We start from the raw sequence: 20,768 nt of genomic DNA, 5'->3' as shown, positions 1-20,768 counted from the left end.
TATTAAGATAGTATAAAGATCAAAAAAAATCCCCGCAACCTATTTTCTTCGTCTATTTGTTAACTTTCGTAAAGAGGATCACTAAAGGCGCTAAAATCGCATCGCCTAAAAGTTATTCTAACTAAAAATACACTCGCTACCTATCCTTATAAACTTAAACGTATTGACGATAAAAAGTTTTGTTTTAGGTAAAAATAGTCGTTTTTATACATTTATACTCGATATTTTGAATTTTTATATCGGATTTTGAACTGTAAAAAATGTTTCCTAAACCTTTTAAGTGTTTTGTTTAATTATTCGACTCAATGCAGTTTTAGTAATTTAATATATAAAATGATAAATTTTGCCAAAAAACACTTTCCTCACATATTTTTAGCCCCAAAAAATATACCTCAAACATAAATCCGCCCAATTAGAGCGGATGGTTCATGCTAACGATTGAAAATCACTTTTTATCGCTCACTTCGTTGACTCATTGTCATTTAAAGGCAATTATTCTATAGCTAACTAACTCGATTTTTCCTATCCTCAACACCTGCACCCAAGGATTAAGAACCAAAAGCTAAGGATAGACGCAAACCCCGTAGCTTTCAGTTCTCCACCCCTTCACCTCACCTGTATGCGCTACAACGATAAAATTCGTTGGATCACTTGTCCAATAGTAATAGTTGACGAAGTTGCCACCCACGTAAGAAGCGGGAATGGACCACTCTGAGAAGAACCCGGCTCCAATGGTACGCTGAAGATGATTGCCCGATGACGAAGGTGTAGCACCTAAATTATTATAATTAGCATTAGTTAAATCTTTAATTTTAGCCAAACGATAACCAATATTAGTACACCAAGATGACATACTAGCATAAGTGTACATTCTATTACCGCGATTTACGAACCACTGCTTTAACACAAAACCATACTTAAGGACTTCATTATTATTACTGTCAAGACCGATTAACTCAATTACCTGAGGCAAAGATGGTTTATCGATATTACCTGGGTTATCTAAACTCCATTGCGACTCTTTTGCGACTGGACCAGTTAATGTGATCCGAACACTATCCCGTTTTGAATTGGTCATCGTTACCTTAATATCACCATTAGCTGAAACCGCCTTCCACATTAAAGGCTGAGCTACACCGCCTATATCTAAATCAAAATATAGATTATTAGCTCCCGTTGTAGGGAAATTTAAACCATAAGACGATGGCGTAACTGACTGGGGAAGAAAACCATTACGAGGGTCCCATATGGAAGCTGGACCTGCATATTTACCTGATGAAAAATTAGCACTCATGATAGGTCTAACAAAACAAATCTCTGGTACTGACTTAGGATTAATATAATAAGTGACATTACTCGCACTAAAACGACTTTCATTAGGCACACCATAACGTGTTTTTAATGAACCACTAGTATTAGATAAGGTTAATTTATAAGGTCCTTTACATATCTCTAACTTCGTGTTGCGAGCAACTGGCTGATTATCTCTATCAACAATGGATAAGCTTAAACTACCGGTAGCAGTAATACCATTAATCCCTTGACCATCACCATCATCATCCCCCCAATAATTATAAGGAGGACCAATAAGTGAACTTAATGCAATAGAGTCTGTGTTCGTTGGTACCAACATATCGATATCCACAAAACTCTGACCTGCAACAGGTAAAACGATAGGATTGTTTTTTGAATTAGGGAATGAGGGAGTAAATGAGCTACCATCAGAAAGAGATATCTCGAGCAGACCATTGGTGTTTTTCGCTTGGGTACGACCACCATCGAAGGTTAAATAAGGCGCATTGCCATTAATTATATTCATTGTTTTAGCAGTTAAGGCAAGGCTAGAATAGGAAGTTATTAACAACAAACAAAAAATTGATCTTAAAAGGATTCGCCGGGAAAAAAGGAAGCGATATAAAAATCGCCGCGCAAAAAATTGCAAAATTCCGTGCAATTTCGACAAAAGATAGATTAGAGCAAAAAATAAAAGTTGGACGCTTAACTTAGCCGAATTTAAATTATAGGTTGTCCAGGTTGGGTGTTGGGTGTTGGGTGTTTTAAATTATAATCCATTTCGACGATCCTGTCAAATAACTTTATGTTTAATTTACATTTTATGACTTTGGGCGACTAAACTATAGCCTCTAACTTCCTTTAAAATATTAGAATAGTATAAAGATGTAAAAAAATCCCCGCAACCTATTTTCTTCGTCTATTTGTTAACTTTCGTAAAGAACTAATTAACAGATGTAATAAACCATATGCTTTTTTTGCTTATGCTATTGCAAAAGAGACATCAACTTTTTGAGATGATGCTATTGAGGATATTTAAGAAACGAAATTTTTACTTGATTTTGTTAAAGTCAATTTATCCATATATAGAGATATGGCGTGATATCTATTTGAATGCCTTCATTGTTCAAAAAAGCGATTACATATTGTTCTAATTTAATTTATAACTTGCTGAGTTGGCTAACCTTATTTTGTTCGCATAGATAGAATATAAAACCCTCATACGAGGGTTTTATTATTTTGTTAGATGTTAGTTTTTATTTTTCTAACTTCATTCTATTATTTAAATCTTCATAAATGATTGATACACCATTATCAAATGCAGATGATACTGAGACATCGGATAATTTAAATGTATTCTCTTTTCCTGCTAATAGTGTGTAAGTCGATATGGTTACTGGTTTGTCATTTAGGTAAACTGAATGTGCCACAATATCAACATTTGAGCTAGTGTCATTTTTTAATTTTACTGTCACAGATGATTGTATTTTAGACATACCAGCCTTGCTAGCTTTATCGATTTTAGATTTTAAGCCTGGAGACATTTTTATCACTAAGCCACCACCAAAATCAGCATTAGCTAATTGGATATCACCGGTAAACTCTTTTCCTCCGACAGTTATAGGAATTTCAAATAATGCTTTTGAGTCCATATTCTCTCTATAACATTCAACATATTTGGCATCACTAAATACGTCAGTTATCCCTTTTTTCGCTTCAATTAAGCTGGATGATTCATTGCGTGAATCTTTATAATCAGTACACGAAGTTACTTCAACAATTAATTTTGATTGGATGGTTTTCGCGGTATCACTATTTATGTCGCTTAAATTAACAGTTGGGGCTAGTTCTACTTTACAACCAGATAATAAAACGACTGACATTAGCGAAATGAGTACTTTTTTCATGTATTACTTCCTTTTATTAAAAAAAATTTTGTTAGAATTATTATATTTTATCTGCAATATTTCAAGTTAACATTATAACGAACAAAAATAATTTATAAGATAATAAATATAACCAAAAGGCAAATAGCAGTTAAGTTTAGTAACTATTGAATTGTTTTTTATAACTGTTTATTCAATCGTAAACATAGTATTTCAATATGATGAAAATAGAGATAAAAAGATTGGTAAAATGTCTGAAAGATTATCACTTTTCAAATTAATCGGTTTTGCTATACTCCATTCTATTTTAGTAACACTTAATTACTGATTTTATGAAACTCCCACTAACCAAGGCAAATTAGAACAAAAGGTGAACAATGATTAAACTTGCAATAATTGGCACCAATTGGATAACTGAAAAGTTTATCGATGCCGCATTGAAATCAAAACAATATCAACTGGTTGCGGTATATTCGCGAGATCTAACTAAAGCTCAAGTATTTGCTGATAAATATCGGGCAAAGATGGTGTTTGATGATTTAACACAATTAGCCAGTGATCGAAATGTCGATGTAATATATATTGCCAGCCCAAATTCATTGCACTTTTCACAAGCTAAATTAATGCTGGAACACGGTAAAGATGTAATTTGTGAAAAACCGTTAACCTCGAATTATCAACAAACTCAAGCGTTGATTAAGATAGCTAAACAAAATCAATGTATTATTTTTGAAGCGTTGAAAACTTTTTATGTACCCAATTATGAATTAATCAAAAGTTATCTTCCCCAATTAGGTAAGTTGCGTAAAGCGCTATTAAATTACTGCCAGTATTCGTCTCGATATGATGGTTATTTAAATGGCCATAATCCCAATACGTTTAATCCTGAGTTTTCTAATGGCTCTTTAATGGATATTGGTGTATACCCACTCAATTTTGGACTTGGTTTGTGGGGAAAACCAAATCAGTTTTATGCCACATCGAGCTTATTGCCGTCTGGTGTTGATGCGCATGGTAGTGTGCTTTGTAATTATGAGGATTTTGATGTGATCATTTGGCATTCAAAGGTAACCAATTCTTATATTCCTAGCGAAATTCAAGGCGAAGATGGTGCGTTGGTTATTGATCATCTTTCGGTATGCGAACAAGTCACCTATTATCCTCGTCAAGGTGAAAAACAAATTATTAGTATCCAACAACAAGGCAATGAGATGTATTACGAGGCGCTTGAGTTTGCCAAGCTTTATCAACAACGAAAAATTGATCATAAAGGTTTGGAGTATACTTTACTATCATCATTCATGTTAACTGAAATAAGGAAACAAATCGGCGTACAATATCCCGCTGATGATTTTTAATGGCAAATAAGATGAAAAAATTTACACTACTTTTAGGCTTTAGCTTATTGCTCAGTTTTTATTCCTATGCTGAACTCAATAGCAACCCAGTTCAATATAATCAGCGTCAGCATTTCGAAAACTTTAACGATTTCTATCAAAGTTTGCCTGTTTTAAATATGCCTTTTGATACCCATAATCTAGCTAAAGGACAATATGTAGATAGCCGATTTTTTCATTTTGCTGATGATGATTTTCGCTACTATGATAAGCCTGTCGTTGCAGAGCAATCCTACTTTACTTTGCAAGACTTAACCGCTGTTGGTCGTTTTACCATCGAGAATACTCGATTTATTCTTTACCATTTTACTTTTGATAGTTTAGGCGAAGGTTTTTATGAGGATTTATATTTACTTAATGCATTTAATCAAGATGGTGAGTATTTAGACGAGTTGATACTTTCGGCACATACCGGTCATGAAGATCATATATTTGACTATTCGGCCTTAGTTTTCGACAATTTGTTTAATGTGCATATCGCAGCTCATTATGAGCTAAATTATATGATTGAGGTGGTCGATAATGTTTATCATGCAGAATCCAACGCCAATATCACCTATCAATTTAGCGATAACCAATTTCAACGCAAACAACACCAACCAGATTGTGGAAAGCTAAATTTAAACAACGATTTAGCTAAGCTCACTAAACAACAATTTGCTATGGCTGAGGATATTGTCGCGTTAGATGATTATTTAGCTTGTTATCCTATTTCAGAAAATCTAAAAATTTATAAAGAGTTAGCATTTTATCTTGAAAAGGGTAATCCAGGTTTTTTCAATTCATCCGAATTTAAAAAATGGGATAATGTGCTTAAAACGATTAAGCAAGATTAACAATGATGAAATATGAACAAAGGCGTTTAAAAAAAACGCTTTCCTCATGTTTTCGGGAAAAGCTATGGAAATAGTTATACCAATTAATACAGAAAAAGATTTTCAATAAGCTCCAGCGTTAATTGAACCTTTTTTGATAAAGCGTATACATAAGTCAGTCCAGAGTCTGATTTTTTTAGAAACTATGGCATTATTGATTGAAAAATAGCAAAGTGAGCACTATCCAATTATATTAGCTGATCTTATTGAGGCCATAAAATTAAGCATGAAACAACAAGAATTAACTGCTAAGAATTTAGCTATGCAATTAATCAACCTAAGCAAATTTATTAAATTTTAAATGGCAAACGTCAACTAACAATGATAAAAAATCTAAATGGTATTGTTAATCTTCCACATGAAAGCTTAATTAAATGATAAAGATTTAAATGAAATTGGGCGTAATCAATTAACAATAATCAGTTTGAAAACGCCCACTAATCATAATTAGTTAGGTAAATCAGATATTAATATGTTCAATATAACCCTTCACAATATTAATACTGTTTGTAAATAGTTCTTTTTCGTTATCGTTAAAGTCGAGTTCAATGACTTTTTTAATACCATGTTGATCAAGGATTGCAGGAACACCAATGGCGACATTTTTATAACCGTATTCGCCATCTAACACACAGCTTAGTGCTAAAGCCCGGTGGCTGTTGGTGAAGATGTGTTGGCAGATTTCAGTAATAGTACTGGCTATGCCGTATTCGGTGCAATGTTTATATTTGACGATTTCGAAGCCTTTGTTTTTGGCTTTTAGCCCAATGTCATTGAAATCAATTTTTTTGCTTTCTAAATCGTTAAGATTGATACCGTAAACCGAGGAGTGAGACCAAACAGGGAATTGCGAATCACCATGTTCGCCAACAATAAATGCATCAATACTTTGTGGACCAATATCCATCTGTTCTCCTAATAGTCGACGTAGACGAACAGTATCCAACCAGACACCAGTCCCAATAACCCGATGACGAGGTAGGCCAGATAATTTCCAGACTTGGTAAGTAATGGCATCACATGGGTTTGTGGCGATTAAGAATATCCCTTTAAATCCGCTTTTCATCATGTTGGGAACAATGCTCGCCATGATTTTAGAGGTGCCGGCCAATTCTTCTGCCCTACTTTTCTGCGCCAATCCCGAGGTAACAGTAATAATCGCAATATCAATATCAGCACAGTCCGTTGATTCGCGCAAGCTGACCTTTATCATGTTTTGTCGATAGGCTGCGGCATCAAGTAAATCTTGCGCATGGCCGTAAGCTAGATCTTTGTTAAGGTCGACCAGTGCGATCTCTTCACAAAAACCACGATTTACCAATGTATAAGCTGTGGTTGAACCAACATTACCTACCCCAATAATCATCACTTTACGTAGTTTCATAATTAATCCTACCTATTTAAGTTGTCAAATTATAGATATCTCTAACAATGTCATTGATTACCTCTCATCATATACCTTTATCCAACATAAACCACAATTGCCTAACTGTTCATATAAGTATCTATATAAATCTTTTAACAATCATTAATTATAATAATGTTAGCGAATATTTTTTGAGCGGTTAGTGTTTATATGTTAGACTTTTTGATTAACTAAGGAAAGAAGGAACAAATCAATGAAGAAAAGAGTACTTATAGGACTATCCCTAGCTACCCCCCTAGCAGTTAACGCGCTGAATTTACAAGGCACACAAACTTTTACTGATGAAGTCAATATTCCAGCTACCCATGATTTTGAAACTTTTGAGAATAAGATTACATCGGGCATAAATATAACTTCTGGAAGTAATACTGTTTTTGAAAAAAACGTATCACTTAACCTCTCTAGAGATCAATTATCGGAAGATGATAATTTTCTTATTAGCGGAATTCAAGGGTTAATATCACCGACTATAACGGCACCATCATCTACCATCTTTGAACAAGATCTCAATATCAAAATGAAAAGTGAAGATGTGTATGCAATATATTTAGCTGATAAAAATATGACCGTAATAATTAATGGGAAAGCAAACTTGAGCGTTGATAGTAGATATTCTGATGATGATGAGACTATTTTCGTAACGGGCGGAAAACTTGTATTTAATGGTGAAACGCATATAGATAATAATTTTGATGCTATCTACTTAGCAGGAGAAGGAACAAATATAATATTTAATGGTGATTCTTACATAAATGGTAACATTGAATCTTATGGAGATGCATTATTAGAAATCAAAAATAAATCCATAATAAAAGGCGATATATGGGCTGATTTTGGTGGAAAGGTAATTCTTGATTTAGCTGCCGGATCTAAAATTGTTGGTGCAGTTATAGCTGATATCCCTGATACTCTTCTTTACCCTAATCAAGATACCACCGGAATTATAAAAATGAATCTCGCCAAAGGCTCTTCTTGGGAAATTATAGGCGATTATTCTTATATTACTGAACTATCAGGTCAAGGAAATATTACCTTCACTAATTTTACCAGAAGTAATAACTTTGGTGAGCTAGTAATTGAGAATTTAAAAGGGGCTTCGACGTTTAATTTACGCACCGATATTGCTTCACATCAAAGTGATAAAATTATTATCTCAAAATCATCTGACACTAACCGAACTGTCTCAGCAGAAGGCACCCATACGATAAACTTAATCAATAATGGTTCTGCGCAAACTACTGGTAATGAAAAGTTAACTTTAGTTGAAATCGATGACAATGCAACAAATACCGCTGAATTTAAAACTAATCATGATATTGAGCTTGGTGGTTATCAATATAGTTTAAATAAAGATGGGAAAGATTATGTGCTAACTGCTAAGCCAATTACTTCATCAGCTATGGCCAGTGCTGGATTTCTAAATGCCAATTATTTAATGAACTATGTTGAAACTCAAACCCTTTTAAAACGTTTAGGTGATATGCGCACTAGTGGTGAATTTGGGGATGTTTGGTTACGAGGTTTTACTGGTAAGTTAGATTCGTTTTCTGGCGGTAAATTAAGCAAATTTGACATGAGTTACCATGGTTTCCAATTTGGTGCAGATAAACAGCTATCTGAAAATTCACCTTTGGTTATTGGGGCTTTTGTCGGGCAAACTTATGGCAATCCTGATTATAAAAATGGTGATGGGTCATTACGTTCATTTAACACCGGGATATATGCAACCTATTTAGATAACAGTGGTTTTTATATTGACAGTGTAGTCAAATATGATCGACAAAAAAATCACTTTAAAGTTAAAGATACCGCTAATAATCGCATTCAAGGTACAGGACATTCTAATGGGCTTGGCTTATCCATGGAATTAGGTCAAAAATTCAAAATTAATGATTTTTATATCGAACCACAAACACAAATCTCTTACAGCCATCAAAATGGTAATTCAATTAATGCATCGAATGGACTTAAAGTTAAATTAGGTAATTACAATTCATTAATTGGCCGAGCATCAGCACTTTTGGGCTATGAATTTAATTCAGATGAAAATAGTATCAATATTTATGCTAAAACCGGAATAGTTAGAGAGTTTGATGGCGATACCTACTATAAACTAAATAACCATAAAGAAAGCCACTCATTCAAAGGTAATTGGTGGAATAATGGTGTTGGCATAAACGCTAATTTCAACCAAAAACATAATATCTATGTGGATCTAGAAAGTTCTCCGGGTAATAAATTTGATTTATTACAGGTTAATGGTGGCTACCGCTATTCTTTCTAATTTATGATTTTATTTAAATCTATTATATCAATCACACGCATATTAATTAAGCGTGTGATTTTTCAGTAATCAGTAAAGTAAACACTCAAGTGACTTTTAATCTAATATGATTTAAAAAATTAACATAAAATTTTTTTAATAATTATTATTCAGCAACCATAATTACTAATACTAGTAACACCTTTCAATATGCTAGGCTGTTTTAGAGTATATAAAAAAGGAAATAGAAAAAGAAAAGGAAAAGGAAAAGGAAAGAGATGAAAAAGAAGAAATTAATTATATTATTATCCCTAGCAATGCCATTAACGGTTAACGCTTTAAAATTACAAGGCTCACAAACTTTTACTGATGAAGTCAATATTCCAATAACTCATGATTTTGAATACTCTGGAACTGAAGTTATATCTGGTATAAGTATAACTCCTGGCAGTAACACCATTTTCAAAAAAAATGTCACAATAAATATATCAAGAGACGATATTCATAATATCGAAAGTGATTTAACTATTGATGGTCTTCGAGCTTTTAATGGTATAGGACCTCAGTCATCTGCAGTTTTTGATGGTGACCTCAACATTAATGTAAAAGGTGAAAACATTGATGCTATTTTTTTACACGATAAAAATTCAACAGTTATCATTAATGGGAAAACATTCTTAAATGTTGATGATCCTGAGGATATTTATGATTCCGGAGCTATTTTTGTATCAGAAGGGAATTTAATATTAAATGGTGAATCAATTATTAACGGTGATATTAATGTTGTTCATCAGGGAATAGTAAAAATAAATAATAAATCGATAATAAAAAGCGATATATTCACAGAATTTGGTGGTACAGTTATTTTAGACCTAGCTGCTGGCTCTAAAATTATCGGTGAGGTTTCAGCATTTGGTGATCCAGATGATCCCGACTACCCTAGTCAAGATACCACCGGAATTATAAAAATGAATCTCGCCAAAGGTTCCTCTTGGGAACTTGAGGGTGACGATTCTTATTTAACTGAACTATCCGGTCAAGGAAATATTACCTTCACTAGTTTTACCAGAAGTAATAACTTTGGTGAGCTAGTAATTGAGAATTTAAAAGGGGCTTCGACGTTTAATTTACGCACCGATATTGCTTCACAACAAAGTGATAAAATTATTATCTCAAAATCATCTGACACTAACCGAACTGTCTCAGCAGAAGGCACCCATACGATAAACTTAATCAATAATGGTTCTGCACAAACTACTGGTAATGAAAAGTTAACTTTAGTTGAAATCGATGACAATGCAACAAATACCGCTGAATTTAAAACTAATCATGATGTTGAGCTTGGTGGTTATCAATATAGTTTAAATAAAGATGGGAAAGATTATGTGCTAACTGCTAAGCCGATTACTTCATCAGCTATGGCTAGTGCTGGTTTTCTTAATGCCAATTATTTAATGAACTATGTTGAAACTCAAACCCTTTTAAAACGTTTAGGTGATATGCGCACTAGTGGTAAGTTTGGGGATGTTTGGTTACGAGGTTTTACTGGTAAGTTAGATTCGTTTTCTGGCGGTAAATTAAGCAAATTTGATATGAGTTACCATGGTTTCCAATTTGGTGCAGATAAACAACTATCTGAAAATTCACCTTTGGTTATTGGGGCTTTTGTCGGGCAAACTTATGGTAATCCTGATTATAAAAATGGTGATGGGTCATTACGTTCATTTAACACCGGGATATATGGAACTTATTTAGATAACAGTGGTTTTTATATTGACGGTGTAGTCAAATATGATCGGCAAAAAAATCACTTTAAAGTTAAAGATACCGCTAATAATCGCATTCAAGGTACAGGACACTCTAATGGACTTGGCTTATCCATGGAATTAGGTCAAAAATTCAAAATTAATGATTTTTATATCGAACCACAAACGCAATTCTCTTACAGTCATCAAAATGGTAATTCAATTAATGCATCGAATGGACTTAAAGTTAAATTAGGTAATTACAATTCATTAATTGGCCGAGCATCAGCACTTTTGGGCTATGAATTTAATTCAGATGAAAATAGTATCAATATTTATGCTAAAACCGGTATCGTTAGAGAGTTTGATGGCGATACCTACTATAAACTAAATAACCATAAAGAAAGCCACTCATTTAAAGGTAATTGGTGGAATAATGGTGTTGGCATAAACGCTAATTTCAACCAAAAACATAATATCTATTTGGATTTAGAAAGTTCTCCGGGTAATAAATTTGATTTATTACAGGTTAATGGTGGATATCGTTACTCTTTTTAATTCATTATTTAGCTTAAATTTTTATCTATTCATCCCACGTTGATTATTTGGCGTGGGAATTTCCAATTATCTCGCCTTTGACACTACATTAACTATCATTCTAATAGATGTATCTATCTACGTTTTTTTTGTATTTTTATTTAATATTGAGTAATAAAAAATTTGACTTTTATTTTATTAATGATAATAATTCTCATTAACATTTAAAACATGATTTTGCATTTTTAAGTATTAGGGAGTGATCAAAAAAGCGATTTCACACATTTTTGATCGTTTTATCTATAACTTATCTTCTGTGTCCGATTAAGTTCGAGCAGATAGTATACAATAAGGACCCATCAATGAAATTCAATTTTTTTAAAAGCCGTAAAACATTATTAAATGCGATTTTAACATCGCTGTTGATTTTGACTGGCTTAGCCAACTCAGCATCGGCTGATGAGAAAAAATTTAAAGTGGTTACCACATTTACCGTTATTCAAGATATAGCTCAAAATGTAGCTGGCGATGCTGCGGTTGTTGAATCAATTACTAAAGTCGGCGCTGAAATTCATGAGTACGATCCTACTCCGCAAGATATTACTAAAGCCCTTTCTGCTGATTTGGTGTTGTGGAATGGTTTGAATTTAGAGCTGTGGTTTGAACGTTTTTTTGAGGATGTCAAAAATGTGCCTTCCGTTGTTGTGACAGAAGGTATTGATCCTATGCCAATTCAAGAAGGTAGTTATAAAGGTAATCCCAATCCACATGCTTGGATGTCACCAACCCTTGCTTTGACTTATGTTGAAAATATTCGTGCCGCTTTGGTTAAATATGATCCAAAAAATGCCGAGATTTATAATAAGAATGCCGCAGAATATGTGGCGAAAATTAAGGCTCTTGATGCTCCACTACGTGAGCGTCTAGCGAAGATCCCCGAATCACAACGTTGGTTAGTCACTAGTGAGGGGGCATTTAGTTATTTAGCCCGTGATTATAATCTTAAAGAAGCATATCTATGGCCAATTAATGCCGAGCAACAAGGAACACCTAAGCAAGTTAAAAATCTTATTGATTTAGTCCGAGCGAATAATATCCCTGTGTTATTTAGTGAAAGTACTATTTCCGATAAGCCTGCTAAGCAAGTAAGTAAAGAAACCGGCGCTAAATATGGTGGTGTGCTTTATGTCGATTCACTCTCGACCAAAGATGGTCCAGTTCCAACTTATATCGATTTATTAAAAGTAACGGTTGAAACAATCGCTAAAGGATTCGAAAAATAATGACACAAATTTGCTTAAATGTTGATGATATTACCGTGACTTATAATAATGGTCACACTGCGATTCATGATGCTAGTTTTCGGCTAAATGGTGGCACAATCTGTGCGCTGGTAGGCGTTAATGGTAGTGGAAAATCAACACTATTTAAAAGCATTATGGGGATGATAAAACCTACTAAAGGTCAGGTGACATTTAATAATATCTCGGTAAAACAGGCATTAAAGCAAAATATTATTGCTTATGTTCCGCAAACCGAGGAGGTCGATTGGGATTTTCCAGTTTTGGTATCGGATGTAGTGATGATGGGTCGTTATGGTCATATGTCTTTTTTACGAATACCGAGTAAAGAAGACAAGAGACAGGTCGATTTAGCACTAGACCGAGTCAATATGTTGGATTTTAAACATCGCCAGATTGGTCAACTTTCTGGCGGTCAAAAAAAGCGGGTCTTTTTGGCAAGAGCTTTAGCTCAACAAGGTAAGGTTTTATTGTTAGATGAGCCATTTACCGGCGTTGACGTTAAAACCGAAAATGCCATTATCGATCTGCTTAAAGCTCTGCGAGATGAAGGTCATTTGATTTTAGTTTCTACCCACAATTTAGGTAGTGTGCCTGAATTTTGTGATCAAGTGGTATTAATCAACCAAACAGTGTTAGCTTTTGGCGAAACCAAAACCACCTTTACACCACAAAATCTAATGACAACGTTTGGTGGTGCACTACGTTATTTAAGTTTATCTGGCGAACAATTGCACCAAGATGAAGATCCTCGCAAAATGTCAATTTTAACCGATGATGAACGTGCCGCAGTATTTTATGGTGAAGGCAGTGATAATTCTGCTCATCAGGATTTACTTGTCGAACCAACGGTTATTGAAACTAAAGGGCAACACTAATGGAACTACTTCTTGAACCATTTACCTATGGCTTTATGTTAAAAGCCATTTGGGTAAGTAGTATTGTTGGTGCCGCATGTGCATTTTTATCGGCATTTTTGATGTTAAAAGGTTGGTCATTAATGGGCGATGCCCTTTCGCACTCTGTCGTGCCGGGTGTGGCCGGTGCTTATGCGCTCGGTTTGCCTTATTCGGTCGGTGCTTTTTTTACTGGATTGTTAGCTGCTTTGTCAATAACGATTGTACGTGCTTTTACTCGCTTAAAAGAAGATGCCATTATTGGGTTTATCTTTTCAACCTTTTTTGCTATTGGACTTTTAATTATTTCCCTAAACCCAACCTCCATTAATGCTCAAACCATTATTTTTGGTAACATTTTGGGAATTGATGATAGTGATATGTGGCAAGTGCAAATCATTATTTTGGTTTCGTTTATTTTGCTTCTCTTTTTTTGGAAAGATCTGTTAGTGGTATTTTTTGACGAAATCCATGCTCGTTCCATCGGCTTAAGGCCATTAGCGTTAAAGATCCTATTTTTTACCATTCTAAGTGCCTGTACTGTGGCAGCATTGCAAACCGTCGGCGCAATCTTAGTTATTGCGATGGTAGTAACCCCAGGCGCAACCGCTTACCTACTTACCGATAGGTTTTCACGGTTATTAATTATTTCGGTAATTATTGGTGCGCTAACCAGTGCCATTGGCGCCTGGATTAGTTACTTTTTAAATGGCGAAACCGGTGGCGTGATAGTGACACTACAAACATTAGTCTTTTTAACCGCCTTCTTATTTGCACCTAAACAAGGTTTGCTTTCCAACCGCCGCCGAATTAGACAAGCAAGACGAGGGGGATCTCTATGACAGTATTATGGGAACTTATCTATCATCCCTTAACCATTCCTTTTGTTCAACGGGCTATTTTGGCCGCTTTAGCTACTGGAATTGTTTGTGCCCTGCTGTCATGCTTTTTAGTATTGAAAGGCTGGTCATTGATGGGAGATGCTATTTCTCACGCCGTATTACCAGGAATTGTACTCGCTTATTTGGCCGGTATCCCACTGATAATAGGTGCGTTTACTTCCGGATTATTTTGTTCTGTCGCTACCGGATACATTAAGGAAAATAGTCGAATAAAAGAGGATACCGTAATGGGAATTGTCTTTTCAGGGATGTTTGCCTTTGGTTTGGTACTATTTTCTAAAGTTGAAACATCACAACATTTGAACCATATTTTATTCGGTAGCGTATTAGGAACAAGTTATCAAGAATTAATACAAATCATCGCCATTGCGAGTATTGTTTCGATTTTAGTTATTATTAAACGACGCGATCTGATGTTGTACTGTTTTGATGCGGTGCAAGCGAAAGTGGTTGGTTTGCCTGTTAAATTATTACATTATGGTTTATTGAGTATATTGGCGTTAACCATTGTTGGCTCACTAAAAGCCGCTGGTGTTATCTTAGTTATTGCAATGCTAATCGCCCCAGGTATTACTGCATTTTTGTTAACCAAACGTTTTGAGAAGATGTTAGTGATTGCGGTGATTGTATCAGCTTTTTCGACGGTAACCGGTACATTAATCAGTTTTCATTTAGATGCCTCAACCAGTGCTTGTATTGTAATTTTACAGGCGTTTATCTTTGTTATGGCTCAGTTTTATCGAGTCTATGTTAATCATAAAGTAAGGCATTAATTGAGCTAGTGTAAATGCTTTGCATTATTCTACATTTACACTAGTTATTATGGCTTAACTATTCATCATCCAAATATTTGCCGGCATCAGCATAATTATCAAACCGTGAGAATTGACCTTGGAATTTTAAGCGTACTTTGCCTATTGGACCATTACGCTGTTTACCTAAAATGATTTCAGCAATACCTTTATGTTCCGATGCTTCGTTATAAACTTCATCACGATAGATAAACATAATCACGTCAGCATCTTGTTCAATAGATCCAGATTCACGTAAGTCTGAGTTAACCGGCCGTTTATCAGCGCGTTGCTCTAAGCTACGGTTAAGCTGTGATAGAGCTACGACGGGGATTTGTAACTCTTTCGCTAAAGCTTTTAATGAACGTGAAATTTCCGCAATCTCAAGCGTTCGGTTCTCGGATATATTTGGCACTCGCATTAGCTGTAAGTAATCGACCATGATCATACTTAAACCTTTATGTTCACGGTAGATTCGTCTTGCGCGTGAACGCAACTCCATAGGTGTTAATCCGGATGAGTCATCGATATAGATATTTTTCTTCTCAAGAAGTAGTCCCATGGTGCTCGATATTCTTGCCCAATCATCATCTTGCAATTGACCAGTACGAATACGAGTTTGGTCAACGCGTGACAACGACGCTAACATACGCATCATAATCTGTTCAGATGGCATCTCTAAACTAAAGATAAGAACTGGTTTTTCTTGCATCATAGCTGCGTTTTCGCAGAGATTCATCGCAAAAGTGGTTTTCCCCATAGATGGACGAGCCGCAATGATAATTAAATCTGAACGCTGTAAACCTGCGGTTTTTTTATCTAAATCAAGAAAGCCGGTTGATACTCCAGTCACCCCATCATGTGGGCGTTGGAATAACTCTTCAATTTTTGCCACAGTTGCTTCTAGCACCTCGGTGATATTTTTCGGGCCTTCACCTTGCGTAGTACGACTTTCGGCAATTTGGAAAATTTTACTTTCTGCCAAATCTAAAATTTCGGTGCTATCTCGACCTTCGGTTGAGTAACAGTTGTCAGCTATTTCATTTGAAGCGCTAATCAGTTCACGCAATATCGCTTGTTGACGAATGATATCCGTATACGCCACCACATTAATGGCGCTAGGGGTGTTTTTGGAAAGCTCTGCTAAATAAGCAAATCCGCCGACATCGACTAGTAGGTCTTTACTTTCTAAGCTTTCGGAAAGTGTGATCAAATCAATCGGCGTACCACGACTGACTAGGGTATGCATTTCTGAAAAGATAAGTTGATGATGACGAGAATAAAAATCACGGTCAGTAATCATTTCAGCAACAACATCCCAACGCTGATTATCTAGCATTAGGCTGCCTAGTACAGCCTGCTCGGCCTCGATAGAGTGAGGCGGCAATTTAATATTTTGTACTTTTGATTTTTTTACGTCTTGATTTTTCAGTTCTTTATTTGAATCATCAGTATTCATTGCATTCATCTTTTTATTTAAATTAATTTAATCGTTAGCTAATTGGCTTACTGTATAAATAATGGTCCTAAAGCACATTTAGGAATTTGATATTCTAATGGATAATCCACCTGAACCAAATATAAACCTTCTGGTTTTGCTGTTGCTGCCGCTTGAGTACGGTCTTTAGCTTTTAATAGCTCATCGATCCACTGCGGTGGTTGATTGCCAGCACCAACCTCTAGCAAACTCCCGACAATATTACGCACCATATGGTGAACAAAGGCATTGGCTTTAATATCGACAATAACATATTCGCCCTGTCTTGTAACTGCAATGTGATGAATATTACGCCAAGGTGTCCGTGATTGACACTGCGCCGCTCTAAACGATGAAAAGTCATTTTCACCTAATAAATATTGTGCTGCTTGATGCATGAGTTGTTCATTTAATGGCAGATAATAGTGTGATACCCCTTTAGCTAAAATCGCCGGCCGATAACGGTGGTTATAAATCACATATCGATAACGGCGAGCTGTTGCGCTAAATCTAGCATGAAAACTATCATCAACACTTTTTGCCCAGCGTACAGCGATATTGTCAGGAAGATGGGAATTGACACCCATTGTCCATGCACCTTGTGCACGCTGAGCAGTGGTTTCAAAATGAATAACTTGCCCTGTTGCATGGACGCCGGCATCAGTTCTTCCGGCGCAAAATACCGTTATGGTTTCATTGGCGATCACTGATAAGGCGGATTCTAATCTTTGTTGGATAGAGTCAACGTGCTGTTGACGTTGCCAACCAAAATAGCCACTGCCATCATACTCGATACCTAATGCAATCTTACAGGTAGTCATTAATTAAGATCTCAAGCGTCTCGATTAACATTAGTCCACCTAAGTAACGGATATTATCCGCCACTGACCAAAATTGAATTTGCTCATAATTGCCATAGCTGTGTCGTAAATTAGCCAGCTTAATGGTTAAGTTGTTTTCAGCTTCGGGGTTTACTTCGGTTACTGGGGTTGGTAAATCTTCACTTTTCACTTCTACCCCAAATTCACTAAAACGAGCCATATCTAATTCAATTGGTAAGCTGCTGGAAACATTCACCGCTTGAGCCAATCCGTAAAATACCGGCACAATAACTGATTCAATAGAGATAGGTAAATCATAATTACTTATCACTTTACGAATTTGGTTAATCTGCGAATGCTCCCCTAAACTTCGGTGATCAGACTCATGAGAAATTGGTAATAGATTAAAAGCCAATTGATTGTCAAACAGCTCATTATCAACTGGCATACCATTAAGTAACCGAGCACTTTGTCCTGCAAGTTCATCAATACCTGGTTTGCCATATAGTGATGATGGAATAAAGCTACTTACATGTAGATTAGTTACCAATTGGATATCAGCTAATGACGCCACACAGCGCAATAATTGAGATACCGTTGGACTAGCTACAGCAATGATGTTTTCATTGCGATATTCGGTCAATACACTGTTATTTACTTTAGGCACAATTAATGGAATATGATCTTGATCAGCAAAAAAGCCACTAGCATCGATAACAATACAACCTGCTTGTGCGGCTGTTTGAGCATATTTTTCGCTGGTTTTACTGCCAGCAACAAAAAAGGCAAAATGGCATTGGCTCCAATCCATTTGTTGACTATCAATCACGGTTAAATTTTTACCCGCAAAGCGTACAACTTCACCGGCGCTGTTGTCGCTACCGACTAAATAGAGATTTTCAATTTCAATAGTTTTTGAGTTATTTAATAACTCAATTAGCGCAGAACCCACTTGTCCTGTCGCACCAACAATGGCGATATTCCATGCAGACATATAATAAACCCGAATTAAAAAATTTAGTGGCAATTATACCACTTTATTGTTAAAGATTTTTGAAAAAAGATATTTTCTAAAATTTGGAATCTTGCTCGAAAAATTGAATTTTTATTAATTACAACTTCGACAATTCTCGCTAAAGTAATTTTATCGATTATTTAATTTTATTGATGATTATGACAAAAACATCATTATCGGTCATAGCCCGAAAGGCGAAGGTTTCAATTGCTACTGTATCAAGAGTATTAAGAACACCAAACTTAACCGCGCCACAAACTCAACTTCTAGTTTACCAAGCGATGAAGGCTTTAAATGTTGATATATCAAAAAATTTAAAAGACTACCAATTAGTTCATCAAAGCAATAAAATTTTAATTATTGATAACCAGCTCATCTCTAAAAGTCTGATTAATTTTGGTATTGAACAAGTGTTACATGAAACTGGATTTCAATGGTTTTATTGGCAATTTTCTTATCATGCCAAAAATGATATTTATCATTTAATTCAATATATTAAACAAAATTGCTTTATTGGTATTATAATTATCAATCAAGCACCCTACTTCAGCCAGTTGTATAATTATAAAAAATCATTACCACCAATCATATTTGTTAATCACTTTAAGAATAACTTTTCGTGTGTTCATTTCGATCACCTGACCATTGGTTTTCAAACCACTCAGCATTTGATTGATCAAGGGCATAATAAAATCGCCATTTTTGTTAATAGCGATAAAAATGCCAACTCCTCCCTTTTTTTACAGGGCTATCAACAGGCATTGCAACGCATTAATATGCCAATCGATACTGATTATATCATTCAAGGTTGCCTAACCTATGAACATGGGCGTGAAGCCGTTAGGAGTTTACTTCAAAGCAATAAGCCACCATCAGCGATTATTTTTGAGGACCTAAGTAGCCTATCTTGTTTTGATTGCGATAGCTATCATGCACAAAATTATTTGTCGAGTTATCGCTCACTTTTTGGGGCATTACACCAAGCTAAAGAGAGTCAATCACAACTGCTACATCCGCTTGCAATTACTTATATTAGCTATTCCAATGATCTTCAATATAATGAGTTAGATCGGCTAAGTAGAGTCAATAAACCTTTATACCAAATGGGTTGTAAATCAGCCCAGTTATTATGTCAAATTCTTAAACAAGATATGACATCATTATCACAATGTCATATTATCGATACCGAAATGTTTTTTGTTAAATAATCGTCTATTTTTTATATCAGATAACCTATTAGTTAGGAGATTGATATCAATCTTTTTGGCGATAATTTATTGAGGATTTGGCTTCCTGCACCAATAAATTGTTGCTCCATATAAATTCTCACTAATGTTTCAACGGGTACAGAGCTTTCAACAGTAACGGTTCTGCCTAATAAGATATCTTTCCCTTGGCTTTCACTCAATACCACTTTTCGGCTCGCTTGTAATGGGCTATCGACAGGCATAAGTAATGGTTCTTTTTCACTGATATTTTGTAACTCATCTAGGCTGATCATTTTATCGACGGGATAATTTGATACCTGCAAGCGTCTTAAATAGATCACATGCGCACCACAGCCAAGTAATTCACCTAAATCATCGATAATGGTTCGAATATAAGTCCCTTTTGAGCAATGGATCTCTAAAGTTAACTCCTGTTTAGCAAAATCGTATTGGATAAACTGATTTTCGTAAACGCTAATCGGTCTGGCTTCTCGCTCAATGACAATACCTTGGCGAGCGTACTCATAAAGTGGTTTGCCCTGATATTTTAAAGCCGAAAAGATGGTAGGCACTTGTAAAATATCACCGCGAAAATGGCTTAAGGCCTCATCGATTTGTGTCTGAGTGACATTGACCGGTTTAGTGCAGATTACTTGACCATCAGCATCAGATGTATCAGTTCGTTGACCCAATTTAGCGATCACGCGATAACGTTTATCAGAATCTAATAAGTATTGTGAAAACTTAGTCGCTTCACCAAAACAGATCGGCAACATTCCGGTTGCTAATGGATCGAGCGCACCAGTGTGTCCTGCTTTTTTAGCATTGAATATTCTTTTCACTTTTTGTAAGGCATCGTTTGATGTCATGCCTTGGGGCTTGTCTAATAACAAAACGCCGTGAACATCACGGCGAGTTTTCTTTATATTCATCAT

At 35.4% G+C, this 20,768-nt stretch carries 16 protein-coding genes; 9 read left to right on the top strand and 7 right to left on the bottom strand.

Annotation, left to right across the window (positions count from 1 at the left end; all coding sequences use genetic code 11):
• Positions 1-562: 562 nt before the first annotated feature.
• Both AC5LXV_RS06750 and AC5LXV_RS06745 read right to left on the bottom strand, forming a co-directional pair.
• On the bottom strand, positions 563-1,819 hold the full coding sequence (locus tag AC5LXV_RS06750) for a hypothetical protein (RefSeq protein WP_493467758.1): 1,257 nt from the start codon (positions 1,817-1,819) through the stop codon (positions 563-565).
• Between the two features lie 730 nt (positions 1,820-2,549).
• Positions 2,550-3,200 (bottom strand): DUF7424 family protein, encoded by a 651-nt coding sequence (locus AC5LXV_RS06745; RefSeq protein WP_493467757.1) that lies wholly within the window; start codon positions 3,198-3,200, stop codon positions 2,550-2,552.
• A gap of 356 nt (positions 3,201-3,556) precedes the next feature.
• Here AC5LXV_RS06745 and AC5LXV_RS06740 point away from each other — a divergent pair, with 356 nt between their 5' ends.
• Both AC5LXV_RS06740 and AC5LXV_RS06735 read left to right on the top strand, forming a co-directional pair.
• Positions 3,557-4,537 (top strand): Gfo/Idh/MocA family protein, encoded by a 981-nt coding sequence (locus AC5LXV_RS06740; protein WP_493467756.1) that lies wholly within the window; start codon positions 3,557-3,559, stop codon positions 4,535-4,537.
• 11 nt (positions 4,538-4,548) lie between these two features.
• Positions 4,549-5,412, top strand: a complete 864-nt coding sequence (locus AC5LXV_RS06735; RefSeq protein WP_493467755.1) for a hypothetical protein — start codon at positions 4,549-4,551, stop codon at positions 5,410-5,412.
• Positions 5,413-5,911: 499 nt separating this feature from the next.
• On the opposite strand, the gene AC5LXV_RS06730 is transcribed toward AC5LXV_RS06735, so the two are convergent.
• On the bottom strand, positions 5,912-6,835 hold the full coding sequence (locus AC5LXV_RS06730; RefSeq protein ID WP_493467754.1) for an L-lactate dehydrogenase: 924 nt from the start codon (positions 6,833-6,835) through the stop codon (positions 5,912-5,914).
• Between the two features lie 235 nt (positions 6,836-7,070).
• Here AC5LXV_RS06730 and AC5LXV_RS06725 point away from each other — a divergent pair, with 235 nt between their 5' ends.
• The 6 genes from AC5LXV_RS06725 (at position 7,071) to AC5LXV_RS06700 (ending at position 15,294) form a co-directional block, all read left to right on the top strand.
• On the top strand, positions 7,071-9,161 hold the full coding sequence (locus tag AC5LXV_RS06725; protein WP_493467753.1) for an autotransporter outer membrane beta-barrel domain-containing protein: 2,091 nt from the start codon (positions 7,071-7,073) through the stop codon (positions 9,159-9,161).
• A gap of 257 nt (positions 9,162-9,418) precedes the next feature.
• Positions 9,419-11,443, top strand: coding sequence for an autotransporter outer membrane beta-barrel domain-containing protein (locus AC5LXV_RS06720; RefSeq protein WP_493467752.1), 2,025 nt, complete (start codon positions 9,419-9,421; stop codon positions 11,441-11,443).
• A gap of 341 nt (positions 11,444-11,784) precedes the next feature.
• The gene (locus AC5LXV_RS06715) at positions 11,785-12,705 is read left to right on the top strand and encodes a metal ABC transporter substrate-binding protein (protein WP_493467751.1); all 921 of its coding nucleotides are present in this window, start codon (positions 11,785-11,787) and stop codon (positions 12,703-12,705) included.
• Positions 12,705-13,601, top strand: coding sequence for a manganese/iron ABC transporter ATP-binding protein (locus AC5LXV_RS06710; protein WP_110434188.1), 897 nt, complete (start codon positions 12,705-12,707; stop codon positions 13,599-13,601). The genes AC5LXV_RS06715 and AC5LXV_RS06710 overlap by 1 nt, the downstream gene beginning before the upstream one ends.
• Positions 13,601-14,461, top strand: a complete 861-nt coding sequence (locus AC5LXV_RS06705) for a metal ABC transporter permease (protein WP_493467750.1) — start codon at positions 13,601-13,603, stop codon at positions 14,459-14,461. Before AC5LXV_RS06710 ends, AC5LXV_RS06705 begins: the two co-directional genes overlap by 1 nt.
• The gene (locus AC5LXV_RS06700) at positions 14,458-15,294 is read left to right on the top strand and encodes a metal ABC transporter permease (RefSeq protein WP_493452833.1); all 837 of its coding nucleotides are present in this window, start codon (positions 14,458-14,460) and stop codon (positions 15,292-15,294) included. Before AC5LXV_RS06705 ends, AC5LXV_RS06700 begins: the two co-directional genes overlap by 4 nt.
• 58 nt (positions 15,295-15,352) lie before the next feature.
• Here AC5LXV_RS06700 and dnaB read toward each other — a convergent pair whose 3' ends face one another.
• From dnaB to AC5LXV_RS06685, 3 genes are read right to left on the bottom strand one after another with little or no spacing between them, the layout of a single operon-like run.
• Positions 15,353-16,771, bottom strand: coding sequence for a replicative DNA helicase (dnaB, locus tag AC5LXV_RS06695; protein WP_493467749.1), 1,419 nt, complete (start codon positions 16,769-16,771; stop codon positions 15,353-15,355).
• A gap of 47 nt (positions 16,772-16,818) precedes the next feature.
• Complete coding sequence (gene truA, locus AC5LXV_RS06690) at positions 16,819-17,610, bottom strand: tRNA pseudouridine(38-40) synthase TruA (protein ID WP_110434192.1); 792 nt, start codon at positions 17,608-17,610, stop codon at positions 16,819-16,821.
• Positions 17,597-18,604: an aspartate-semialdehyde dehydrogenase gene (locus AC5LXV_RS06685; protein ID WP_493467748.1), complete on the bottom strand. Its 1,008-nt coding sequence runs from the start codon at positions 18,602-18,604 to the stop codon at positions 17,597-17,599. Before AC5LXV_RS06685 ends, truA begins: the two co-directional genes overlap by 14 nt.
• A 179-nt stretch (positions 18,605-18,783) precedes the next feature.
• On the opposite strand from AC5LXV_RS06685, the gene AC5LXV_RS06680 reads away from it, so the two are divergent.
• Positions 18,784-19,833, top strand: a complete 1,050-nt coding sequence (locus tag AC5LXV_RS06680) for a LacI family DNA-binding transcriptional regulator (protein WP_493467747.1) — start codon at positions 18,784-18,786, stop codon at positions 19,831-19,833.
• A gap of 32 nt (positions 19,834-19,865) precedes the next feature.
• Here the strand turns inward: AC5LXV_RS06680 and truB are convergent, their stop codons facing one another.
• Positions 19,866-20,768 carry a tRNA pseudouridine(55) synthase TruB gene (gene truB / locus AC5LXV_RS06675; RefSeq protein ID WP_493467746.1) on the bottom strand — a complete coding sequence of 301 codons (903 nt, stop codon included), beginning with the start codon at positions 20,766-20,768 and terminating at the stop codon, positions 19,866-19,868.

This window comes from Gilliamella sp. LMG 34359, assembly GCF_984569085.1.
The sequence above is the reverse complement of the archived record's forward strand: the minus strand, read 5'-3'. Positions and strand labels throughout refer to the sequence as shown.